This is a genomic window from Staphylococcus sp. GDH8C109P (assembly GCF_017893405.1).
In the GTDB taxonomy this organism is placed as follows: domain Bacteria; phylum Bacillota; class Bacilli; order Staphylococcales; family Staphylococcaceae; genus Staphylococcus; species Staphylococcus cohnii.
In genome coordinates this window covers 289595-309361 of the sequence record NZ_JAESMX010000001.1, presented here as the reverse complement: position 1 = coordinate 309361, position 19767 = coordinate 289595, and the positions used below count along the sequence as shown (strand labels likewise).

The 19767-nt window shown below is 32.1% G+C and carries 22 protein-coding genes; 3 read left to right on the top strand and 19 right to left on the bottom strand.

Going from position 1 to position 19767, the window contains the following annotated elements:
• Window positions 1–190 precede the first annotated feature (190 nt).
• The 6 genes from KA867_RS01630 to KA867_RS01605 all read right to left on the bottom strand — a co-directional run bounded on the left by KA867_RS01630 (window position 191) and on the right by KA867_RS01605 (window position 5864).
• Window positions 191–571 carry a PaaI family thioesterase gene (locus KA867_RS01630; RefSeq protein WP_210136865.1) on the bottom strand — a complete coding sequence of 127 codons (381 nt, stop codon included), beginning with the start codon at window positions 569–571 and terminating at the stop codon, window positions 191–193.
• Between the two features lie 30 nt (window positions 572–601).
• Window positions 602–1918 (bottom strand): Na+/H+ antiporter family protein, encoded by a 1317-nt coding sequence (locus KA867_RS01625; protein WP_210136864.1) that lies wholly within the window; start codon window positions 1916–1918, stop codon window positions 602–604.
• 234 nt (window positions 1919–2152) lie between these two features.
• On the bottom strand, window positions 2153–3628 hold the full coding sequence (locus KA867_RS01620; protein WP_210136863.1) for a M17 family metallopeptidase: 1476 nt from the start codon (window positions 3626–3628) through the stop codon (window positions 2153–2155).
• Window positions 3629–3810: 182 nt separating this feature from the next.
• A complete protein-coding gene (locus KA867_RS01615; RefSeq protein WP_210136862.1) occupies window positions 3811–5019 on the bottom strand; it encodes an NAD(P)/FAD-dependent oxidoreductase in 1209 nt (402 codons plus the stop codon).
• A 235-nt stretch (window positions 5020–5254) separates the two neighbouring features.
• Entirely contained in the window at window positions 5255–5614 is a 360-nt protein-coding gene (locus KA867_RS01610; protein ID WP_210136861.1) for a HesB/IscA family protein, read from the bottom strand.
• A 13-nt stretch (window positions 5615–5627) separates the two neighbouring features.
• Window positions 5628–5864, bottom strand: a complete 237-nt coding sequence (locus tag KA867_RS01605) for a YuzB family protein (RefSeq protein WP_019469672.1) — start codon at window positions 5862–5864, stop codon at window positions 5628–5630.
• A 441-nt stretch (window positions 5865–6305) separates the two neighbouring features.
• Between KA867_RS01605 and KA867_RS01600 the strand changes: the two genes are divergently transcribed.
• A complete protein-coding gene (locus tag KA867_RS01600; RefSeq protein WP_107384599.1) occupies window positions 6306–7370 on the top strand; it encodes an NAD(P)/FAD-dependent oxidoreductase in 1065 nt (354 codons plus the stop codon).
• Between the two features lie 91 nt (window positions 7371–7461).
• Here KA867_RS01600 and KA867_RS01595 read toward each other — a convergent pair whose 3' ends face one another.
• A complete protein-coding gene (locus KA867_RS01595) occupies window positions 7462–7773 on the bottom strand; it encodes a YuzD family protein (protein ID WP_210136860.1) in 312 nt (103 codons plus the stop codon).
• A gap of 106 nt (window positions 7774–7879) precedes the next feature.
• On the opposite strand from KA867_RS01595, the gene KA867_RS01590 reads away from it, so the two are divergent.
• Window positions 7880–8122 carry a NifU family protein gene (locus KA867_RS01590; protein WP_210136859.1) on the top strand — a complete coding sequence of 81 codons (243 nt, stop codon included), beginning with the start codon at window positions 7880–7882 and terminating at the stop codon, window positions 8120–8122.
• A gap of 361 nt (window positions 8123–8483) precedes the next feature.
• Here KA867_RS01590 and dltD read toward each other — a convergent pair whose 3' ends face one another.
• The 8 genes from dltD to KA867_RS01550 all read right to left on the bottom strand — a co-directional run bounded on the left by dltD (window position 8484) and on the right by KA867_RS01550 (window position 15340).
• Entirely contained in the window at window positions 8484–9629 is a 1146-nt protein-coding gene (gene dltD, locus KA867_RS01585) for a D-alanyl-lipoteichoic acid biosynthesis protein DltD (RefSeq protein ID WP_210136858.1), read from the bottom strand.
• Entirely contained in the window at window positions 9626–9862 is a 237-nt protein-coding gene (gene dltC / locus KA867_RS01580; protein ID WP_210136857.1) for a D-alanine--poly(phosphoribitol) ligase subunit 2, read from the bottom strand. The genes dltD and dltC overlap by 4 nt, the downstream gene beginning before the upstream one ends.
• Before the next feature lie 17 nt (window positions 9863–9879).
• Entirely contained in the window at window positions 9880–11094 is a 1215-nt protein-coding gene (dltB, locus tag KA867_RS01575; RefSeq protein WP_210136856.1) for a D-alanyl-lipoteichoic acid biosynthesis protein DltB, read from the bottom strand.
• Complete coding sequence (gene dltA, locus KA867_RS01570; protein ID WP_210136855.1) at window positions 11091–12554, bottom strand: D-alanine--poly(phosphoribitol) ligase subunit DltA; 1464 nt, start codon at window positions 12552–12554, stop codon at window positions 11091–11093. The genes dltB and dltA overlap by 4 nt, the downstream gene beginning before the upstream one ends.
• A gap of 14 nt (window positions 12555–12568) precedes the next feature.
• Window positions 12569–12715, bottom strand: coding sequence for a teichoic acid D-Ala incorporation-associated protein DltX (locus KA867_RS01565; protein ID WP_210136854.1), 147 nt, complete (start codon window positions 12713–12715; stop codon window positions 12569–12571).
• Between the two features lie 434 nt (window positions 12716–13149).
• The gene (locus KA867_RS01560) at window positions 13150–14109 is read right to left on the bottom strand and encodes a 2-hydroxyacid dehydrogenase (protein WP_210136853.1); all 960 of its coding nucleotides are present in this window, start codon (window positions 14107–14109) and stop codon (window positions 13150–13152) included.
• 10 nt (window positions 14110–14119) lie between these two features.
• On the bottom strand, window positions 14120–14899 hold the full coding sequence (locus tag KA867_RS01555; protein ID WP_210136852.1) for a TIGR01457 family HAD-type hydrolase: 780 nt from the start codon (window positions 14897–14899) through the stop codon (window positions 14120–14122).
• A 6-nt stretch (window positions 14900–14905) separates the two neighbouring features.
• A complete protein-coding gene (locus KA867_RS01550; RefSeq protein ID WP_107384281.1) occupies window positions 14906–15340 on the bottom strand; it encodes a DUF86 domain-containing protein in 435 nt (144 codons plus the stop codon).
• A gap of 145 nt (window positions 15341–15485) precedes the next feature.
• On the opposite strand from KA867_RS01550, the gene KA867_RS01545 reads away from it, so the two are divergent.
• The gene (locus tag KA867_RS01545) at window positions 15486–15752 is read left to right on the top strand and encodes a DUF3055 domain-containing protein (RefSeq protein WP_210136851.1); all 267 of its coding nucleotides are present in this window, start codon (window positions 15486–15488) and stop codon (window positions 15750–15752) included.
• Window positions 15753–16025: 273 nt separating this feature from the next.
• On the opposite strand, the gene KA867_RS01540 is transcribed toward KA867_RS01545, so the two are convergent.
• From KA867_RS01540 to KA867_RS01525, 4 genes are all read right to left on the bottom strand, one after another.
• Window positions 16026–16412, bottom strand: coding sequence for a YutD family protein (locus KA867_RS01540; RefSeq protein ID WP_210136850.1), 387 nt, complete (start codon window positions 16410–16412; stop codon window positions 16026–16028).
• A gap of 171 nt (window positions 16413–16583) precedes the next feature.
• Entirely contained in the window at window positions 16584–17513 is a 930-nt protein-coding gene (gene lipA, locus KA867_RS01535) for a lipoyl synthase (protein ID WP_107384284.1), read from the bottom strand.
• 81 nt (window positions 17514–17594) lie between these two features.
• Window positions 17595–18914: a bifunctional metallophosphatase/5'-nucleotidase gene (locus KA867_RS01530; RefSeq protein WP_210136849.1), complete on the bottom strand. Its 1320-nt coding sequence runs from the start codon at window positions 18912–18914 to the stop codon at window positions 17595–17597.
• 20 nt (window positions 18915–18934) lie between these two features.
• Window positions 18935–19759, bottom strand: a complete 825-nt coding sequence (locus KA867_RS01525) for a sulfite exporter TauE/SafE family protein (protein WP_210136848.1) — start codon at window positions 19757–19759, stop codon at window positions 18935–18937.
• Window positions 19760–19767: the final 8 nt, after the last annotated feature.

The window sequence follows — 19767 nt, the reverse complement described above, 5'->3', positions numbered from 1 at the left end:
CGTATGGTTTTTTTATCCAAATAAACAAACCCTTCGCAAATTAAAACGAAGGGTTTGTCTACGTTCAAAAAGGACTCATCCGTAATATGCGGATGAGTCCTTAATATATGATTTATTTTTTAAGACTTAATTAGCATTTAAAAATCTGTATTCATTAAAGTAAATATCATTAACCTAATACATCAATGCCTTACTGTCGCTTACGTGGTTTAATGGCAATTGTACCTCTCATAACACATATCAGTCTTTCATTTTGATCTTTGATATCTATATTCCAAACTTGCGTTGTGCTGCCTTCATGAATGATTGTAGCAGTCGCAAATATCGTTCCTTCAGTCGTCGAACCTATATGATTTGCATTCATTTCGAGACCTAAAGGAATAAAATGCTCTGTATCAATGATGTCAGCAGCTCCCATTGAACATGCTGTTTCTCCAAGTGCTAAGCTCGCACCACCATGTAAAAAGCCAAATGGTTGTTTCACTTCATCTGTGACTGGCATAGACATAACCATAAGTCCATGTTCTTGTCGCTCTACCTTTATCTTTAAAGCATCAAGCATATTTGCCATTGAAGACACCTCTTTTTCTAATTCTTAGACTTATAATATCATAGCCGCAATCGTGCCAAAAATGATTAGCGGAATATTATAAAAAACAAAGTTTGGAATACATGTATCACGAATGTGATCATGTTGACCATCAACATCTAAACCTGCTGTAGGACCTAATGTTGAATCGCTGGCAGGTGACCCCGAATCTCCTAATGCACTCGCCGTTCCTATCAAAGCAATCAATGCCATGGTACTTAGTCCCAAAGATTCACCTAATGGCACAAACAACGTTGCAATAATAGGGATTGTAGCAAATGATGAGCCAATTCCTAAAGTCACGACCAAACCAATAATGTACATTACAATAATACTAACTAATTTATTTTCTCCAATAACACCACTAAGTCCACTTACTAAATTACCTATATCTCCTGTTTCATTCATTACACCTGCAAAGCCATTTGCTGATAAAATCACAACACCTATAAATGACATGATTTTAATACCATCTACAAATTTTTGATCTAACTCAGTCCACTTATAAGCACGTGAAATGAAGAAAACAAGCACGCCGGCTAAAGCCCCAAATATCATAGAATCAGTGAACATCTGTACTAAAAAAGTAGCAATAATAGAAATAATCGTTACTACGAGCACATAAGGTCTAATTTCAATTTCACTCATATCTTTAATGTCTTTATGTTCAGAGTATTTTCTTGGTTTTCTATAATAATAAACACCTGCGATTAAGCCAACAATATAGCCTAATGATGGAATCAGCATTGCTTTCCAGATCATGCCCATTTCAATTGGATGGTCTGCTTTAGAAAATCCACTTTGAATGATTTGGTGGAAAATCTGACCGAAACCATATGGTAATAAAACATATGGCCAACATAAACCAAAACCAATAATTATTGCAATTTGTCTTCTATCTATATTAAGTTCATTAAACAAACTTATTAATGGAGGTATTACAATTGGGATAAATGCAATATGTACAGGTATTAAGTTTTGACTCATTACACTCATAATTAAAAGTGCACCGATAATAATAACTTTAACTTTAATACGTGACATTTTACTGTTTTCTGCATGAATCGCATTGATAATCTTATTTACTAAATAGTCTGTAATACCACTATAAGAAATCAACGCAGCAAATCCACCTAATAAAGCATAACTTAATGCTACTTCAGCGCCATCAACAATATTTTTACCAAATACAGATACAATGTCTGTGACGCTCATACCTGCGATTAAGCCACCAACTAGTGCACTGATAAATAAGCTTATAACAACATTTAATCTACATAAACAGAGTACAATCATCAGTACCACTGCTATAACAACTGCATTTATCACAAAAGCACAACTCCTTTATTACGTTATCGAACTAAAGTATCACGAGATTTATAATAACAATTGCTTATCAAATTGTCAATCCTATCTTTAGATATATTTATTCAAAACTTTATATTAAAAAGAGACATGCTTCATAAACTTGCTAACCTTTTTATATAAGTTAAAAAAGCTTCAAGTTAATCTACTAAAAATTAACTTGAAGCATATATTTTCTTAACTTCAATATTGTTTATTTTACAGCTTACGTAACCATTGTACGATTGTTGATATTAAGTAACCTGTAGGTCCAGCAGGTCCCTTATAACTTTCTTTATTCGTAGTAGCAGGCCCTGCGATATCAAAATGTAAATGTGGTGTATTACCTGCAAAATGATTGATAAATGTTGCTGCAAACAATGCTTTACCTTGACCATTGGTATGGTTGACTAAATCAGCTACCTCACTTTTTCTTATCAGTGCTTGTTCTGTAGCAGTAATTGGTAATTCAAAGACTTTTTCATCCATAATTTCTGCTTGACTTAGAATAGATTTTAAAATGTCTTCAGCATTTTGATTAAAAACGGCAGCTTTATCTTCACCTAACGCAGCCACAGCAGCACCAGTTAAAGTTGCAAAATCTAATATTATATTTGGCTGAAATTGATTAGCATAAAATACAGCGTCACCTAAAACCAGACGTCCTTCTGCATCTGTATTTAATACCTCTACAGACTCCCCACTAAGGGCTGTGTAAACATCATCTGGTTTCATCGCCGCTTCATTCACCATATTTTCAGCAGCAGCGATAATACCAACAATATTTATTGGCAGAGCTAATTGACGGGCAGCTTCAATCATTCCTATTACATTTGCTGAGCCACACATATCAAATTTCATGGTCTGCATACCTGTTTTAGATTTAATTGAATAACCACCTGAATCATAAGTAATGCCTTTGCCTACAAGCACAATAGGATTTTCTCCTGGTTTTCCACCATTATAAGTCAATGTAATAACACGCGGCCCATTTTTAGAACCTTTACCAACTGCATGAATTAACCCAAAACCTTCTTTTTGTAAAGTCTTACTATCTTTGATATCAACAAATACATTAGTGTCATTAAATTGGTTTTCTATCAGTTCTGCATAATAAGCTGGTGTTAATATATTAGGTGGAATATTACTATAATCACGTGCCAAATTAACAGCAGTTGCAATTGCCTCACCATTTCCAATAGATTTTGCAATATCATCTTCTTCTGTATGTATTTCTAATGTTAATTGATAAGGCGCTGATTTATTGGATTTATAACCATCAAAACGATAAATTGATTGTTCACTTTGCTGACCAAGAATTTCAGCGATTATTTCCTTTTCGACTGTTTGAGATTTAAATGAATTAAATAACAGTGAAGCTTCAGTGATTCTACTGCTTTTTAAAGTTTGAAATAAATTACCGAATATTTTTAAATAATCATTGTGTCCTAATTCCTTAGTATTTCCTAATCCTACAGTAATCAGCTTATGTGCTTTCTCTCCTACTTTAAAAAATGTAGTCGATATCGTTCCAACATTGGTACTAAAGACTTGATGTTCCTTTAAAGGTGATAATAAGTCTTTTAAATCTTCTTCACCGATTTTTATTGTCTCTAATTGATTTAAGTGTTCAGGTACACCGACAATGATTGTATCTTGTTCAACCTTAGCAGTGTTATTTATAAGTGCTTTCATCAATCATCCCTCATTTCAGTTTATTCAGTCACATTGTATCATTAATTCATTCCTATCCATTATTAAAAATGATTTACGGTCTAAACTTATAAAAACATACATATAATAATGAGGCTGAGACAAAAAATAGTCTCAGCCTCATTATTTACACCAATAGATACACATCTAGTGTTTATCAGTTATTAAAATTTACCTTTTTTAAATGCTAGACCGACGCCACCAAGTTTGAATACCGCACGTGTATCGATAACTTTCTTCATAAATGCAGCTTTTTTACCTTGGATATCTTTACCATAAACAACACCAACGCCATCGTTAGCACCTAAAGAACATACTGTACCACGATCAACATATTCAAACTCTTGAGTTGGTTGACCTTCTAGGATATTTTTAATGTTCTTAGCAGTGTGCTCGCCTTCTTGCATAGCAATTTGTGCTGTTGTAGGTAATGGACGTTCTTCTCCAGCTGGAATAAATGCAGAACAATCACCTATTACAAAAATATCATTATATCCATCGATTGTTAAATCTTGGTTAGTAACGATACGGCCACGTTTAACGCCTTCGAATGATTCTTCCATTAATTTGCTACCACGAACACCAGCAGCCCATACAACTGTATTCGCTTCTAATTGTTGTTCTTCATCGTTAACCTTAACTACGAAACCTTTTTCATTTGCAGCAACGATTGGTGTAGCAATTTTAAATTCAACACCTTTACTTTCTAAATAACTTACTGCATGATTTACTAATTCATCAGAGAATTGAGGTAACATTTTTGGAGCAGCTTCTACACAAGTAATTTTAACTTTTGTTTGATCTACACCATATTTATTACATAACTCAGGGATACGATCAGTTAATTCACCTAAGAATTCAACACCTGTAAATCCTGCACCACCAACGATAATAGCTAAATCTTTATCGTCTTTATTTTTTGATGCAGCATAGTTAGCAAATTTATCTTCAATGTGACGCGCTAATTTACGAGCAGTTAAAACATTTTCGATTTGGAAAGCATGTTCTTTCATACCTTTAATACCAAATGTTTCACTTTCGAAACCTAAAGCAACAACTAAAATATCAAAATCAAAAATGCCCGCATCAGTTTCTACTTTTTTAGCATTGCGATCAATTTTTGTAACTTCTGATTTGATGAAGTTCACTTTATTCTTATTGATCACGCTTTCAACTGGGTATAAAACATCTTCATAACTAACTGTTCCAGCTGAAGCTTCATGTAACCAAGTCGCTTCGTAGTGGTAATCATTCTTATTAATTAATGTAATTTCAGCCTCATCAGCCGAAAGTTGCTTTTGTAATTTGGTAATAGCTTGTAACCCAGCGTAACCAGCGCCTAAAACTAAAACTTTTTTACGTTCTTGAGCCATTTCATTCACCTAAGCTTTCATAATTTTTTTGTTGCGATCGTCTTTTTAATTTACTGATTTTCATAGAAATTCACAAAAAAGACATTTTTCATCCAACACTAATTTTATAGTTTTTATAGTTTATTTTCAAGCCGAAACGCATATATTGTTTGTTTTTTCACATAAACAGATAAAAGACTATAGTTCTCACCTTACTTAGTCGAACTATAGTCTATAAACACCCTATTTACAATTATTAACAATCTTCTGGTGAACCAGAAACTTTTGCAGTTCTGAATGAACTACCACAACCACAAGATGCAATTGCATTTGGATTGTCTATTTGGAAACCACCGCCCATTAACGATTGTTTAAAATCAATTTTTGTACCTTCTAATACCGGTATGTCATATTTATCAACCAGCACTTTTACACCGTAAAATTCAAATATTTCATCATTCTCACTAGGTTCAGCTTCTGCAGACATACCATACGTTAATCCAGTACAGCCTCCACCATTGACTTTAATTTTCAAAAAGCCATTCGGCATATCATTTTGTTCCATCATATCTTTAACTTCGTATGCTGCCGCTTCTGTCAGTTCAACTACTGCCATTAAAATTACCTCCCTAAAAAATCCATGTTTCTTCTATATGTGAATAAATATTTTGTAATAAGTCGTCTGGTGATTCTCCTTCAACAATATCACCGTTTACTAATGCATACAAGCCACTTGAGCAAATACCACAATTTTGTAAACAACCATATTCTAAAACGTCTACACCTGGATCATTTTCAAGTTGATTATATACATAATCTCCACCTTTCGCTAAATTCGAAATGCAGAACTCAACTATTGGATTCATATTACACCCTCTCAATTAATTATCAGTTTACCAATTATAACAAAATCACACCGTTTTTGACCAATTACTAGCTTATATTATGGATTCATTTGTTTTGTCCTTTTTTTGTTACAAATCAATTAAAACAAAACTGATTTTCGTATGAAATGTCATTCACACAATTTTTTTATATTGTTATAATCAAATTGCATTTAAAATATATATATTTACAAATTACAATTCATCATGTTTATTTGTAGAAGTATATAAAAAAGCATATAATATATCTAAGTAAGCTTATTATGAAATGGTATTTCGTTCAATGAAGACGAATATGATTTAACCACATTATATTTATTGACTTACATTGGCGACAAGAGATAAAAATATTATTTATTAACAAAAAATAAGTTGTATTTTTATCAAATTGCTCAATACATTTTTACTAAAGGGGTATCATAAATGAAAAATTTAGTACTATTGGGTGGCGGATACGGAAATATGCGCATTATGTCTCATATTTTACCATCTGCACTTCCTGAAAATTATTCTATTACATTAATTGATCGTATGCCTTATCATGGTTTAAAACCAGAATTCTATGAATTAGCTGCTGGTACTAAATCAGACAAAGATATTCGTATGAATTTCCCTGATTCAGAACGTATCAATATTGTTTATGGAGAAATTAATGATATTAATTTGGAAGATCAAATTATTTCAGTTGGCAATACAAAAGTAGATTATGATGAATTAGTTATTGGACTTGGTTGCGAGGACAAATATCATAATGTTCCAGGTGCTGCAGAATATACGCACAGTATCCAAACGCTATCAAGTTCACGAGAAACATTCCATCATATTAGTGAACTACCCAACGGAGCAAAAGTTGGTATTGTAGGTGCAGGTTTAAGCGGCATCGAATTAGCAAGCGAACTCCGTGAAAGTCGTAAAGATCTACAAATATACTTATATGATCGTGGAGAACGCATTTTACGACGTTTCCCTGAAAAATTAAGTCGTTATATAGAAAATTGGTTTAGAAAGAACGATGTAACTGTAGTACCAAACTCTGATATTAACCGCGTGGAGCCTGGTAAGATTTTCAATAATGATGTACCTGAACCATTAGATTTGATCGTTTGGACTGCTGGAATCCAACCTGTAGAAATTGTTAGAAATTTACCAATTGATATTAGTAGAGATGGCCGTGTCATTCTTAACCAATACCATCAAGTTCCAACCTATAAAAATGTGTACGTAGTGGGAGACTGTGCTGATTTGCCTCACGCACCTAGTGCACAACTTGCTGAAGTTCAAGGAGATCAAATTGCCGATGTTATGAAACTACAATGGCAAGGCAAGCCTCTACCAGAAAAAATGCCAGAACTTAAAGTTCAAGGTTTCTTAGGTTCTCTTGGCGATAAAAAAGGTTTTGCCTACATCATGGACAGAACAGTTACAGGTCGTTTAGCTTCAATCTTAAAATCTGGTGTGCTATGGTTATACAAATATCATAATGGATAAATCTTAAACAAAATTAATAAAGACACGTTTTCATATACTTTACTCCCATGTGTTAAAAGTATATGAACGTGTCTTTTTCTAAATGATTAAATTAATGCGCATCCATAAATTGAGTAATATCTCTCAATTGTACATATCCATCAGAAACATATTCATCATTCATCGTTACAAGTGGATAGAACAATTCATCTTCCTGAATTCGCTCAATATATTGTTGGTCATGATCAGTTAAATTTTCAGTATCCTTCTCGATATCGATATACGTAAATTCAAATTGTGTATCTGGATACTTTCTTTTGAGTAATGGTTGCAGCCAATCAAAAGTATTTCGAGCAGTTGGTGCGTTAACACAGCTTGCACAAACAACATCTGCACCATAAACGACTACACTTACTTTATTCATTTTAACTATCCCCTTTTGTCTTGATTGATAGATTTTTCTTTATATATCTATTATAATAAAAAGATAGACGGAAAATGAAATAATATACTTGAAAGGAGGCATTTCCATGCCAACTGAAAACGTAACAATGTTTGATCAAGTAGCAGAAGTAATTGAAAAACTACGTCCATTCTTACTACGTGATGGCGGCGATTGCTCGTTAGTAGATGTAGAAGATGGAATTGTTAAACTTCAATTGCACGGTGCATGCGGTACATGCCCTAGTTCAACAATCACATTAAAAGCAGGCATCGAACGCGCTTTACATGAAGAAGTACTTGGAGTAGTAGAAGTAGAACAAGTATTCTAGTTGATCAACTTATATATAAATTAAACAACAAAACCATCAATTTTTATAGAATTCTTTGTTTATGAATCTGTTATATAATAACTGATTCATAAACAAAATGCACTTTCATGTTCAATGAAGGTGCATTTTTATATTCAAATCTTAAATAAAATAGATATATGTACGATATGAAATATATTTGATTTTGTTAGTTAATTTTATTTAAGTCATCTCTTTCTTGAACAATACATTGTCTGGACTTATGCAAAAACTGAATTCATGAATCACGTCCAAAAAATGATAGGAAATCTATTGTTGCAATTTCCTATCCTATACTACATTTCATATATTTTCAAATCATTCACGTTCAATTTTAAAACAACTATTTACGCATGTGTTGCGCAATGTGCTCACTAATGTAAACCCAACCTTTCCATCCTATATGGACGGCATCACTGATAACATAAGGTTCATAATCTTTATCTGTCATATCATAAATTTTCCCGCCACGATTAACAACAGTTTCCCTAATTTTGTTATATACTTTCTGACGTTTTTCTTTATTTACACCTATATGATCGTACCATTTTCCATTTGACGGCAGACTGATATATTCTATATCAGCACCAGCCTCTCTCATAGTATCTACCAATAACTCCAAATCTTTAAATTCTGGAGAATTTCTATTAAATTCATAATCTCTGTTCACTTTACGCTTATGTTTTTTTATTAATTGCCAATACTCATCTCTAATTTTAAACATATTTGATTGTGAATGTTTAGCGCCATATTGTTCAGCTTTATTATGAAGCATTTTCCAACTTTCATCTTGTGCTGTTACTGGTTTAATATCTTCTAAATCAGTACTTGAAAGTGGGAAATTCGACTTTATCGCTTCAATTTTTTCAAATTGATTCATTTTAAACGGCGATAAATATTGTTCTTTATTGTTGATTTTACCTTTAGCTACTTTCTCTAAATATTTTCGATTTTCTACATTTTTAAATCTCAATAAACGCTTTGCATAACGTTGCTTAAGTTCTGGACTTAAATGCTTTTGATTAAATAAACGATTCAATTGTGCTTTAGATATACGTGCATCAAAATTTTTATTAGTTAATCCATGGTCTGTAAACCATTGTGGTGATATGATAAGTGCCATTTTCTTTCCTTTTAAATGATCATATTGTGAAGCTAATTCCACAGCATTAACCAAATCTGTAGAACCACCTGTACCAATTAGAAATGGTTGCTTAGCATACGTATTTTTGTTGCGCAATAACATGGATGGATTAAACGGATCATCCTTTCCAAGTTCACTAGAACCATAAATAGGATAAAAATGATCCGATTTAAACATCTTCTCTTGTATTAACGTACCTTTTAACACTTGATCTGACAGTGAAGTGCGTTGATTATCTATAGTTTTCGGAGTAATTAATCCACTAAACCAGCTAGAAGGTAATATTAAGAAAATCCCAAATAAACATAGACTGATAATAATTGGAATAAAGTGTTTTAATTTCATTTTAATTCTTCTAATGCCGTTACAATCTTATTAGGCGTTGCCCATTCATCTCTGTCAAAATCCATAATTGAAACTTCTATATCTAATTTATTTTGAATTTCTAATAATAAACCAACCGTTTGAAATGAATCTATTATACCTTCTTCAAATAATTCAATGTCGGGATTTTCTTTCACGATATTATTTTCAGTTACTTCAACTAATAAATCTAACACTTGTTCTTTAAATTCCATTATAATTCCTCCTCATTTTAAAAAAGTTTTCCAGAAAAAATCAGAAAACCGAATGTTACAAAGTGAAACGTTACAACAATACTTAAAGCAGTTGTAAACTGGTTCTGCCAACGTGGACGATGGTTTTTTCTCCATTTTTCATAATAGCCATATCCAATAAATAATGCTGCATGGTACAAACCATACAAAATATAATAAATTTCAATACCATGCCAGATACCCATTATTAAAAAGTTTAAGAAAAATGCTATATTCGACATTGCAAATTGACTTTTCAGTAATTTTTTCTTAGACATAAAGAATAATGAACGCATATAAATACAATCTCTAAACCAGAATGAGAGTGACATATGCCATCTATTCCAAAAATCTTTAATATTTTTTGCTTTGAATGGTTGTTTAAAGTTTTGTGGGGTTTGAATACCATAAATATAACTAAATGCTATCGCAAATAGTGAATAACCGGCAAAATCAAAAAATAAATATAAACTGTAAGCATACATATATAGCCATTTTGTAATAACACCAGAAAAATCCAACATTAATGGGTTAATTGCAAATGTTTGTATTAAATAAGCAATAATGTATTTATATAAAAATCCGAGCATGATGTAATGTATTGCTTTGACTAATAAATGACTATAGTCACTTCCACTCAGAATTTTATTGTCATCTTTGACAAAACGCTTGTAACGATCAATCGGCCCTGAAGAAATGGTTGGAAAAAATGATATAAACTGTACGACTTTCCAAAGTCTTACCTCTTTGATTGAGCCATCTCTAATTTCCATTAATAGTTGAACACTTTTAAAAGTTACATATGAAATGCCTAAAAACCCTATAAATTCAATGACTCTACTCTCATGTAGTTTTAACTGTGCAGTACCAAACCACGAACTTTGCATAACTTTCACAATAATCAGTGGCAAAATAGAAAGAAAAATAACTAATACAAATTTTGTTGTAGTATTATTTTTAGCTCGAGAATGCCAATAATATATAATAATCATCACTTGCCAAATCAGATAAAATATAAAATTTATCAATTCTAAGCTTAAATACGTTTGTCCAAATAGATTATGCTTAGTCGATGAGAATATTAATATAATCATGACGGCTGTACTAAGACCATTATAGACTTTGCTCTGTTTGCCCATAAATCCTAATATGATAACTGGTAACAAAATTGCTAATGCCATAAAAAAGAATGTAAAATCGCTGTATGGAATCATTTCAATATATCCTCAGCAATCTTCTTACGATCTAATTTCCCATTCATCGTAAGCGGTAATTTCTTCATATATATTATCTTTTTGGGAATCATATATTCAGGCAGTACAGGTTTTAATTCAGTTTTGATATCATGAGTCAAAGTTTGAACATCGTTTACCCCATCACAATGATTCAATATTACTGCAGCATTTAAATGAGTGACTTTGTTATTTTTATAAGTTGGTACGACAATCGCATCTCTAATCTTTTCTAATTTTCGCAATTGAAATTCAATTTCTTCTAATTCCATACGATAACCGTTTAATTTAATTTGATAATCTATTCTCCCATTAATAAACCATTGATTATCAATAAATTGTGCTTTGTCACCAGTGTAATAAGATTTCTGACCGTCTAATTTGTTAAATACTTTTTTAGAACGTAGTTCGTCTTTGACATATCCTTCACTTACGCATTTCCCTGAAATAATAAGTTCGCCTTCATGGGTCAAAGATAACTTTGTTCCCGGTTGCGGTAATCCTACTGGTAAAGGATTGTACTGATTTATCACTTCTTCTGTAACTAATATACTTGTAACTGCTACCGTAGCTTCTGTTGGCCCATAAGTGTTGTAAATATAAGCAGATGGAAAACGTTGCAGTAATTGTTCTGCAGTTTTATTTGCCAATATCTCGCCGCAAAAGAAAAATTCCTTTAAATTACTGTAATATGTTTCAGTTAAGTGAGGTAACATGAGACACATTTCCATAAATGAGGGTGTAGATACCCAAACATTTATTTTTGATTCTTCTAACATTTCATTTAATAATTTTGGTTTATTAATCATTGTCTTATCAACTAAGTTCAAAGTTCCAGCAGTCATTAAACATGGATATATAGACATGACAGATAAATCAAATGAAAAAGGCGCTTGATTTAACCATTGCTGATTTGAACCAATTTGATGAAGTTCTAACATCCAATTTGTAAAAATATTGAGGCTCTCATAACTGATTTGTACACCTTTAGGCTCTCCAGTAGAACCTGATGTAAAAATAGTATAAGCAATATCTGAATCTTTAATTTTACTTACTGTGTCCTCATTTTGTTTTACGGTTGTTAATAAATCTTTTGAAATAAAAGAAATATCCTCAATATCTAGTTGCTCCTCCGTAGTATTAAATATATATTGAGGCTCTATTTTATTTATAATAGATAGAACACGATCTTGAGGGATAGAAGTATCTAAGGGAACATAGCCACAACCTGCTTTCATACTACCTATCATCCCCACAATCATAAACGGGGACATGTGCCCATATAAAATCAGTGGTGTTTTAGTATCTTTCAATAGGGTTGCAAGTTGATTAGCAAAGCGATTGAGCGCTTCATATGTCAGAATTTCGTCATTATGTTTAACTGCAACTTGATTTGGGCAGTTTTCTCCATGTTCTATTAAAGTTCGAATGATGTCTTTCATGATAGTCTCCTTAATTAAAATTCATTGTAAATAAAGTTATTGTGTGTATCACCTGTACCATAAATTAAATATAATGCGATTAATATAGCTAAGTACATTACAGTCAATAACCATGGTTTGAATTTTTGTAAAGTAGTACGTTCTTTATCATTTTTTTGCATATTTCACCTCTAGCATTTATGTAAATTCAACATTAATCATCTTCGTTAAATTATTTTTTATATTTTACACTTTATTGTATATAAATTATTCAACTTTTTCACCAATTAATTATACAATTTTTCCTACGTCATTACAATTAAATATTTGTGAATATATATAACAAAATTGTTAGATGGAATATAAATAAATAGAGTGCTATTTTAAAAATCAAAAAAATACACATTAAATTCTTTTACAAAAATTTAATGTGTATTCATCAAACCAAGATATAATGATCCATTAATGTAACAATCACAGTTATCATATGTGGCAATCTCTTTTAGTAATAATGCAAATTTAAATGACTGACTTTCATTGTAAATATTGCTAAAAATTAAGTTGCTCTTCACTTGCGTTAACCAAGTAATGAGTAGCTTGAAATGGAATGTGTAATTTATACCACAGGTGTCTTAGGTTCTTTTTCACTTAACACTAGCTTTATATTATCAACACAAAGTTGTATCATTCGGTCTCTTGTTATCACCGATGCACTTCCAATATGTGGCAGTATCGTTGCATTGTCCATTGAAAGTAATGGATGTTTCATATCAATAGGTTCTTCTCTTAAAACATCCAATCCACATGCTTTAATTTCACCGTTTTGTAAAGCCTTCACTAATGCTTCCTCATCAACGACAGCGCCCCTGCCGATATTGATAAAAATCGCATCATTTTTCATCATTTTAAATGCCTTATCGTCAAACTTATCACGTGTTTCTGCAGTTAATGGTACCGTACAAATCACAAAGTCGCTTTCTTTTAATAATGTTTCAAATGAAACGTATAATGCACCAAGCGCTTCTTCATCATCTTTATGTCTTGTTCTGTTATGATACATAATATTCGTATTGAAACCCTTTAGACGTCTCGCGAATGCTTTTCCAATATCGCCCATACCATAAATGCCGACGTTAGCATGATATAAGTCTTTACCAGCAAATAAATACGGTCCCCAACTCTGCCATTCACCATTTTGAACATAAGTTTCCGCTTCGACTACACGTCTTGCTACTGAAAGCATCAAAGTAAAGCCTAATTCTGCCGTTGTTTCAGTTAAAACACTTGGTGTGTTCGTCACAACAATACCCTTACTTTGCATCAAATCAACATCTATATTGTCATAACCTACTGCCATGTTTGCTATGACTTTCAGATTAGGTGCAGCTTCAATGACTTCTTCATCCATTGTCTCACTTAATGTCACAAAACAAGCTGTTGCGTCTTTTAAAGCAGTTAAAAATTTCTCTCTTGGCATTGGGGTCAACGATGCATCCCAAACTTCTACTTCACCGATGTCCTCTAATTGTTTGATAAATTTTTGTGGAATTTTCCTACTTACTACGATTTTTTGCATTCAATCACTCCTAAACTTCGAGTTCTTTGATTACCTCGTTTAAATCTTTAAAACTATATGTTGGCGGTATTGCTTTTTGTTTTACATCATCTAAAGTTGATACACCTGTTTGAACATGTATTGTATCAACATTAACATTGATTCCAGAAAGTATATCTGTATCATATAAATCACCTATCATTGCAACTTCAGAACAATCTAATCCCAAAATTTCTAGGGCTTTATTCATAATAATAGGTTCCGGTTTACCAATAAATGTGGGTTCAACACCTGTAGATACTGACACAACACTTGTAATTGCGCCATTACCAGGTAAGAATCCACGTTCTTTTGGAATGGATACATCTTTATTGGTTGAAATGAATTTTGCTCCATTTCGAACACCTAGCGTAGCAGTTGCTAATTTTTCGTAAGTTACAGCTTCATCCAAACCAATAACTACATAATCTACAAACTCATCATCTTTTATTTTCAAATGATGTTGCGTTAACGCTTTTTCTAGACCAGTGCCACCTAACATAAAGATTGAGGCACCTGGTTGTTCATCAGCAATATATTCTGCAGTTGCTAGTGCTGATGTAACTACTTCATCTGCTGTAGCATCAATTCCCATCACTTTTAATTTTTCTGCTACTTCTGATGGTTCCTTAGTAGAGTTATTCGTGACAAATAAATGAGGTATTTGATGCTTGTTTAAGTATTCAATAAACTGTGCTGCGCCATCAATTTTTTCATTTCCTTTGTACATCGTACCATCCAAATCAATGAGATATGCTTTGTACTGTTTCATCAAAAATTACTTCTCTCCTTTTTGACCAAATGCTGTTATAGGTACATTTTCATTATTCAAAAATTGTATTACTTCATCGATAAATTGTTGATAATAATCAAGTGTTTTATCAAAAAGTGGTTTCAATTGAATCGTATCAAGTTCATCATAAAAATGAACGAATTGCTTTCTGACATCAACAGTTTGGTTAACATTATTTTGAGTATCTTTAGAAATTACATTTTCTAATTCTAAAATATCAATGACATCTTTATAATTTCCTGGATCTCTCAAAATAAAGCCATCAATGATCATATTACCAATATCTACCGATGATTCAATCAACATTTGTGAAATTCTTTCAAATGCATAGTGATTATCTCTATAATCTGGATAATCATTAACTAATTGTTGTAAATAGTTTAATTTTTTATCTAACTTTTCTTTATTAACAAAATACATCCATGTCACCCCTATCATTCTCATCATACCACACCTTTGCAGTCGAATTCATTTATGGTTATACTGTAAATTAAGACTTTTTTAGTTCATTGAATGATTCAAATGATATAAAACTTTAATATCTTAATGATGAAAGGGTGTTTTTATGATAGATATGTATCTTTATGACGATGATGAATCATCACAGGTGCAATTTGTAGGTTTCGTCGGTGAATTTAGTCGTTATGATTTAATGCTCATACAAACTGATCGCCACTTTGGAAAAACAATTGTTTTAAACATGCAAACAAATAAATTTGGTATTATTGGTACAGATGATTTAGAAGAAGAAGGATACATTGCTTATATTTTAGGTGTAACTGAAAATGAAGGTAATGAAATCACTGAATATCTTCATCAAGTCATACAATAATTGCTATGATAAACGCACAAGTTCAAATTAATATTATTGGCAAAAATACAGTTCGTTAAATATTATTTCTATGTCATATTATTAATTAAATTGATGCACATGATAAGACACAATATCATTTAAAAAGGCTGAGTCTTTTATGATAATCAGCCTTTTTTTATTTAGCATCTGCTAAATCTATAAAAAAAACTACTATTCATCATCCGTAACGCTTCGATTGAATAGCAGCTTATCCTGTTTTTAATATTAAACTGTCGTTAAATCTACATCAACTTACTGTTCAGTATCTTGAATCGTTGGTTGAATTTTAACATCTTGTAATTTATTTTCTTCAAATGGTATCTCTGCATTTTCATCTTCTACATCAATTTGGGATTTAATTTCATTTTCTGGAACTTTTCTAAGAATAAAATATGGACACCCAAAGTTGCAGTATTCTAATAAATAATCTTGAATTGTGGAAAAACGCTTACTTAATTCAGCTTTTTTATTCGAATCTTTATAAAATCCTTTTAACCTTAACTGATCATATCCAAAATCTCCTACAATATAGTCATACTTATCTAAAATATCTGCATAACGATTTGCAAATAATGTTTCATCAAAACATTCTCTATAATCTTCTATAATTTCAAAATAAAAACTATTAACTTTTATCATTATACTCACCTAATCTAATTTTCATTACTCAATTTAACCATACAATGTCTGTCTTTAATAGGTTAGTAATCAATTTTTATTATTTCTAATAAAAGACTTAGCCCAAAGTGAGTTAACGCGCGTCGTTAATATCCCTAATTGAACTAAGTCTTTAAATGCAATATCTATATTTTAACTATTAGAATCTGTACTAAGTTTTTCTTCACCTAGACGATGTCTTTCTTTTGCAGCTTCATTTACTTGCTCATCTGCATGATAAGAACTTCTCACAAGCGGTCCAGCTTGGCAATGTTTGAAACCTTTATCCATCGCTACTTTTCTTAATTTACCAAATTCTAAAGGTGTATAGTATTTTTCAACTTTTAAGTGTTTACGTGAAGGTTGCAAATATTGACCAATAGTCAAGATATCTACGTCATTCGCACGCAAATCATCCATTGTTTCATAAATTTCTTCATGCGTTTCACCTAGTCCTACCATTAAACTAGATTTTGTTGGTATATCAGGTTGTAATTCTTTAGAACGTCTTAAAAATTCTAAAGTACGGTCATAAGTCGCTCTAGCACGGACTCTTGGTGTTAAACGACGAACTGTTTCAATATTATGGTTTAAAATATCTGGTTTTGAAGCCATTAACGTTTCTAAAGCTTCAAAGTCACCACCCATATCAGATGGCAATATTTCTATTGAAGTGTATGGGTTACGCTCACGTACTTTACGGACTGTTTCAGCATAAACATTTGAACCAGCATCTCTTAAATCATCACGTGCAACCGCTGTTATAACAACATGTTTTAAATTCATTAATTCAACAGATTCTGCCACGCGCTCTGGCTCATCTAAATCTAACTCATTTGGCAATCCGGTTTTAACCGCACAGAAACGACATGCACGTGTACAAACTGCGCCTAAAATCATAAACGTAGCAGTACGACGTTCGCCCCAACACTCATGTATGTTTGGACATTTTGCTTCTTCACACACTGTATGTAAGTTCTTTTCTCGCATCATTTTCTTAAGTCCAGTGTAGTTTTCGTTAGTATTCAGTTTTATTTTCAACCAATCTGGTTTACGTAAAATTTCTTCATTTTTAGTAGCCATAACCGTACAATTCCTCCTGATTTCAAATCTGTAATCATTATAACGAAAATCGGATTAAATTAAAACGTAAAATGTAATATTTTAACATTCGAGCATTTTTTCTTTATAAATATCTCTTAAAAATTCTGGCATTAAGTAATCTATAGATTGTTCTTTTAGCGTTGGGAAATAACGACCAAATGTATACATGTCAACAGTACCTAACACATAAATTTTATCGTCCTCAATTTCTTCTCCATTGATGAAATATCTTGATTCTGATTCGATTAATCCTAAATTATATAGTATATAGCCCCCAAAAATATCTCCTCTAAAACCTAAACCTTGTGCATGTTCATGTAGATATTCTTGTTTTTGGCTTTTAATAATAATATTTTTTAATTCCAGACCATTTAAGCGGATACGAACGGCATTGATAGGATGAGGTAACATTTGATGAATGTCAAACTCTGTCATTTGATTCGCTGAGATACCTTTTACAATCAAACCTGCGTTAATGATTGTACAGTCAGCATTTGTAAATTCAAATACACTTTCAGCTAACATATAAGAAGTCTTTGTTATAACATCTGTTCTTCTTGGTAATTCAACTGGTTGATTAATAATTGGATCGCTTAACAGTGCTTTGCCTTCACTTTCGAAATGTGTTTCAACCTCGGGTAAAGTGTCAACTGGATAAATCACCGCTTGCTTATCTACAACTCTATTACGGCCTATTTCTAACGTCACTTCGCCTAAAAAATGACCATATTTACCTGCAGCTGCCATTAATACGCCATTGCTTAATTCTCCATTTTCAAAATAATGATGTGTATGACTCCCAAGTATTAAATCTATTTCAGGGATTTCTTGGCATAATTTCTCATCAAAGAACACGCCTACATGGCTCATAATAATCAATATATCATAATCGCCTTCGTTCGCGCTGATTTCGTCTTTAATAGCTTCTAATGGATTGGTAACAACCCAATCCAACGCTCTATAAAATGGCGTGAATGGCGCAGTTGCTGCAACAAATAAGATTCTCACACCTTCAATTTCCTTAATGATTGAAGATGTGATATTTCGCGGTAAGTCACCTTGTTCGTCAAAAACATTTGCACAGGTTACATCAAATTTTGCATTGTCATAAAGTGTATTTAATGCATCATGTGAAATGGTCATACCTTCGTTATTACCAATTGTTGCTATATCACAACGTGCTTTATTTAATAGTTCAACATTTTTTATTCCCATAGTAGCTTCTGTAACAGGTGCAGATAGATCTACATGGTCTCCAATATCTAAATAGAGCGAGGGGTGATTTAATTTTGGTCTCTCTTGAGCTAAATATTCGGAAATGCGGGCATACGCATGCAAATGACTATGGATATCATTTGTATGGTAAATAGTTAATTTCACCTTGGTTCCCTCCTCTTAGTTTATAAAAATGACTTAATGATTAAATATAGTCCCATTATAAGCATAACTGTTCTTAATAACATAACGACAGTATTTGATTGTATAGATTGATTTACCTTCACACCTATTTTAGCACCCAAATAGCTAGAGATGATTAATACAATAGAATAAACCCAAGCCACATGACCTTGAGCAATATGCCCAACAGAACTCATCACGCTAGAAAAGAATATCATCATCATGCTTGTACCGACAGCGACATGTGGTGGAAATCTGAAAACAATTAACATTAAAGGTGTCATTAATGCACCGCCACCAATACCAAACAATCCTGTCAAAACGCCTATAAATAACGTTGATACAAATGCTACAACTGGCGGAACGCTATAATGATGCGTCTCTCCATAACCATCAACATATGTACGTGCATATTTTGGCTTATTAAAAATTTTCATCGGTTTAATATTATTTCTTATCATGAGCAAAATTGCTACTAATATCAAAAAGATACCAAAATATAAATTAAAAGAGTCTAAAGTTAAAAAACGGCTTAAAATAGATCCAACCAAAGAACCTGGTAACAATCCAAATAAAAAGATAGAACCGTTTTTCACATCAACTTGTTTTGTTTTCAAATAACCTAATGTTGATGATAATCCTGTCACGATTAATATCAGTGAAGATGTCCCTATGGCAATTTGAGGTGTAATTCCATTTAGTAAATCGTTTTCTACACCTAAATAAACTAAAGTCGGAACGATAATAATGCCGCCACCAATGCCTACAAGAGAACCTAAAACGGCTGATAAACCACCAATTAAAATCAAAATAATTATTGTTAACATATACGATC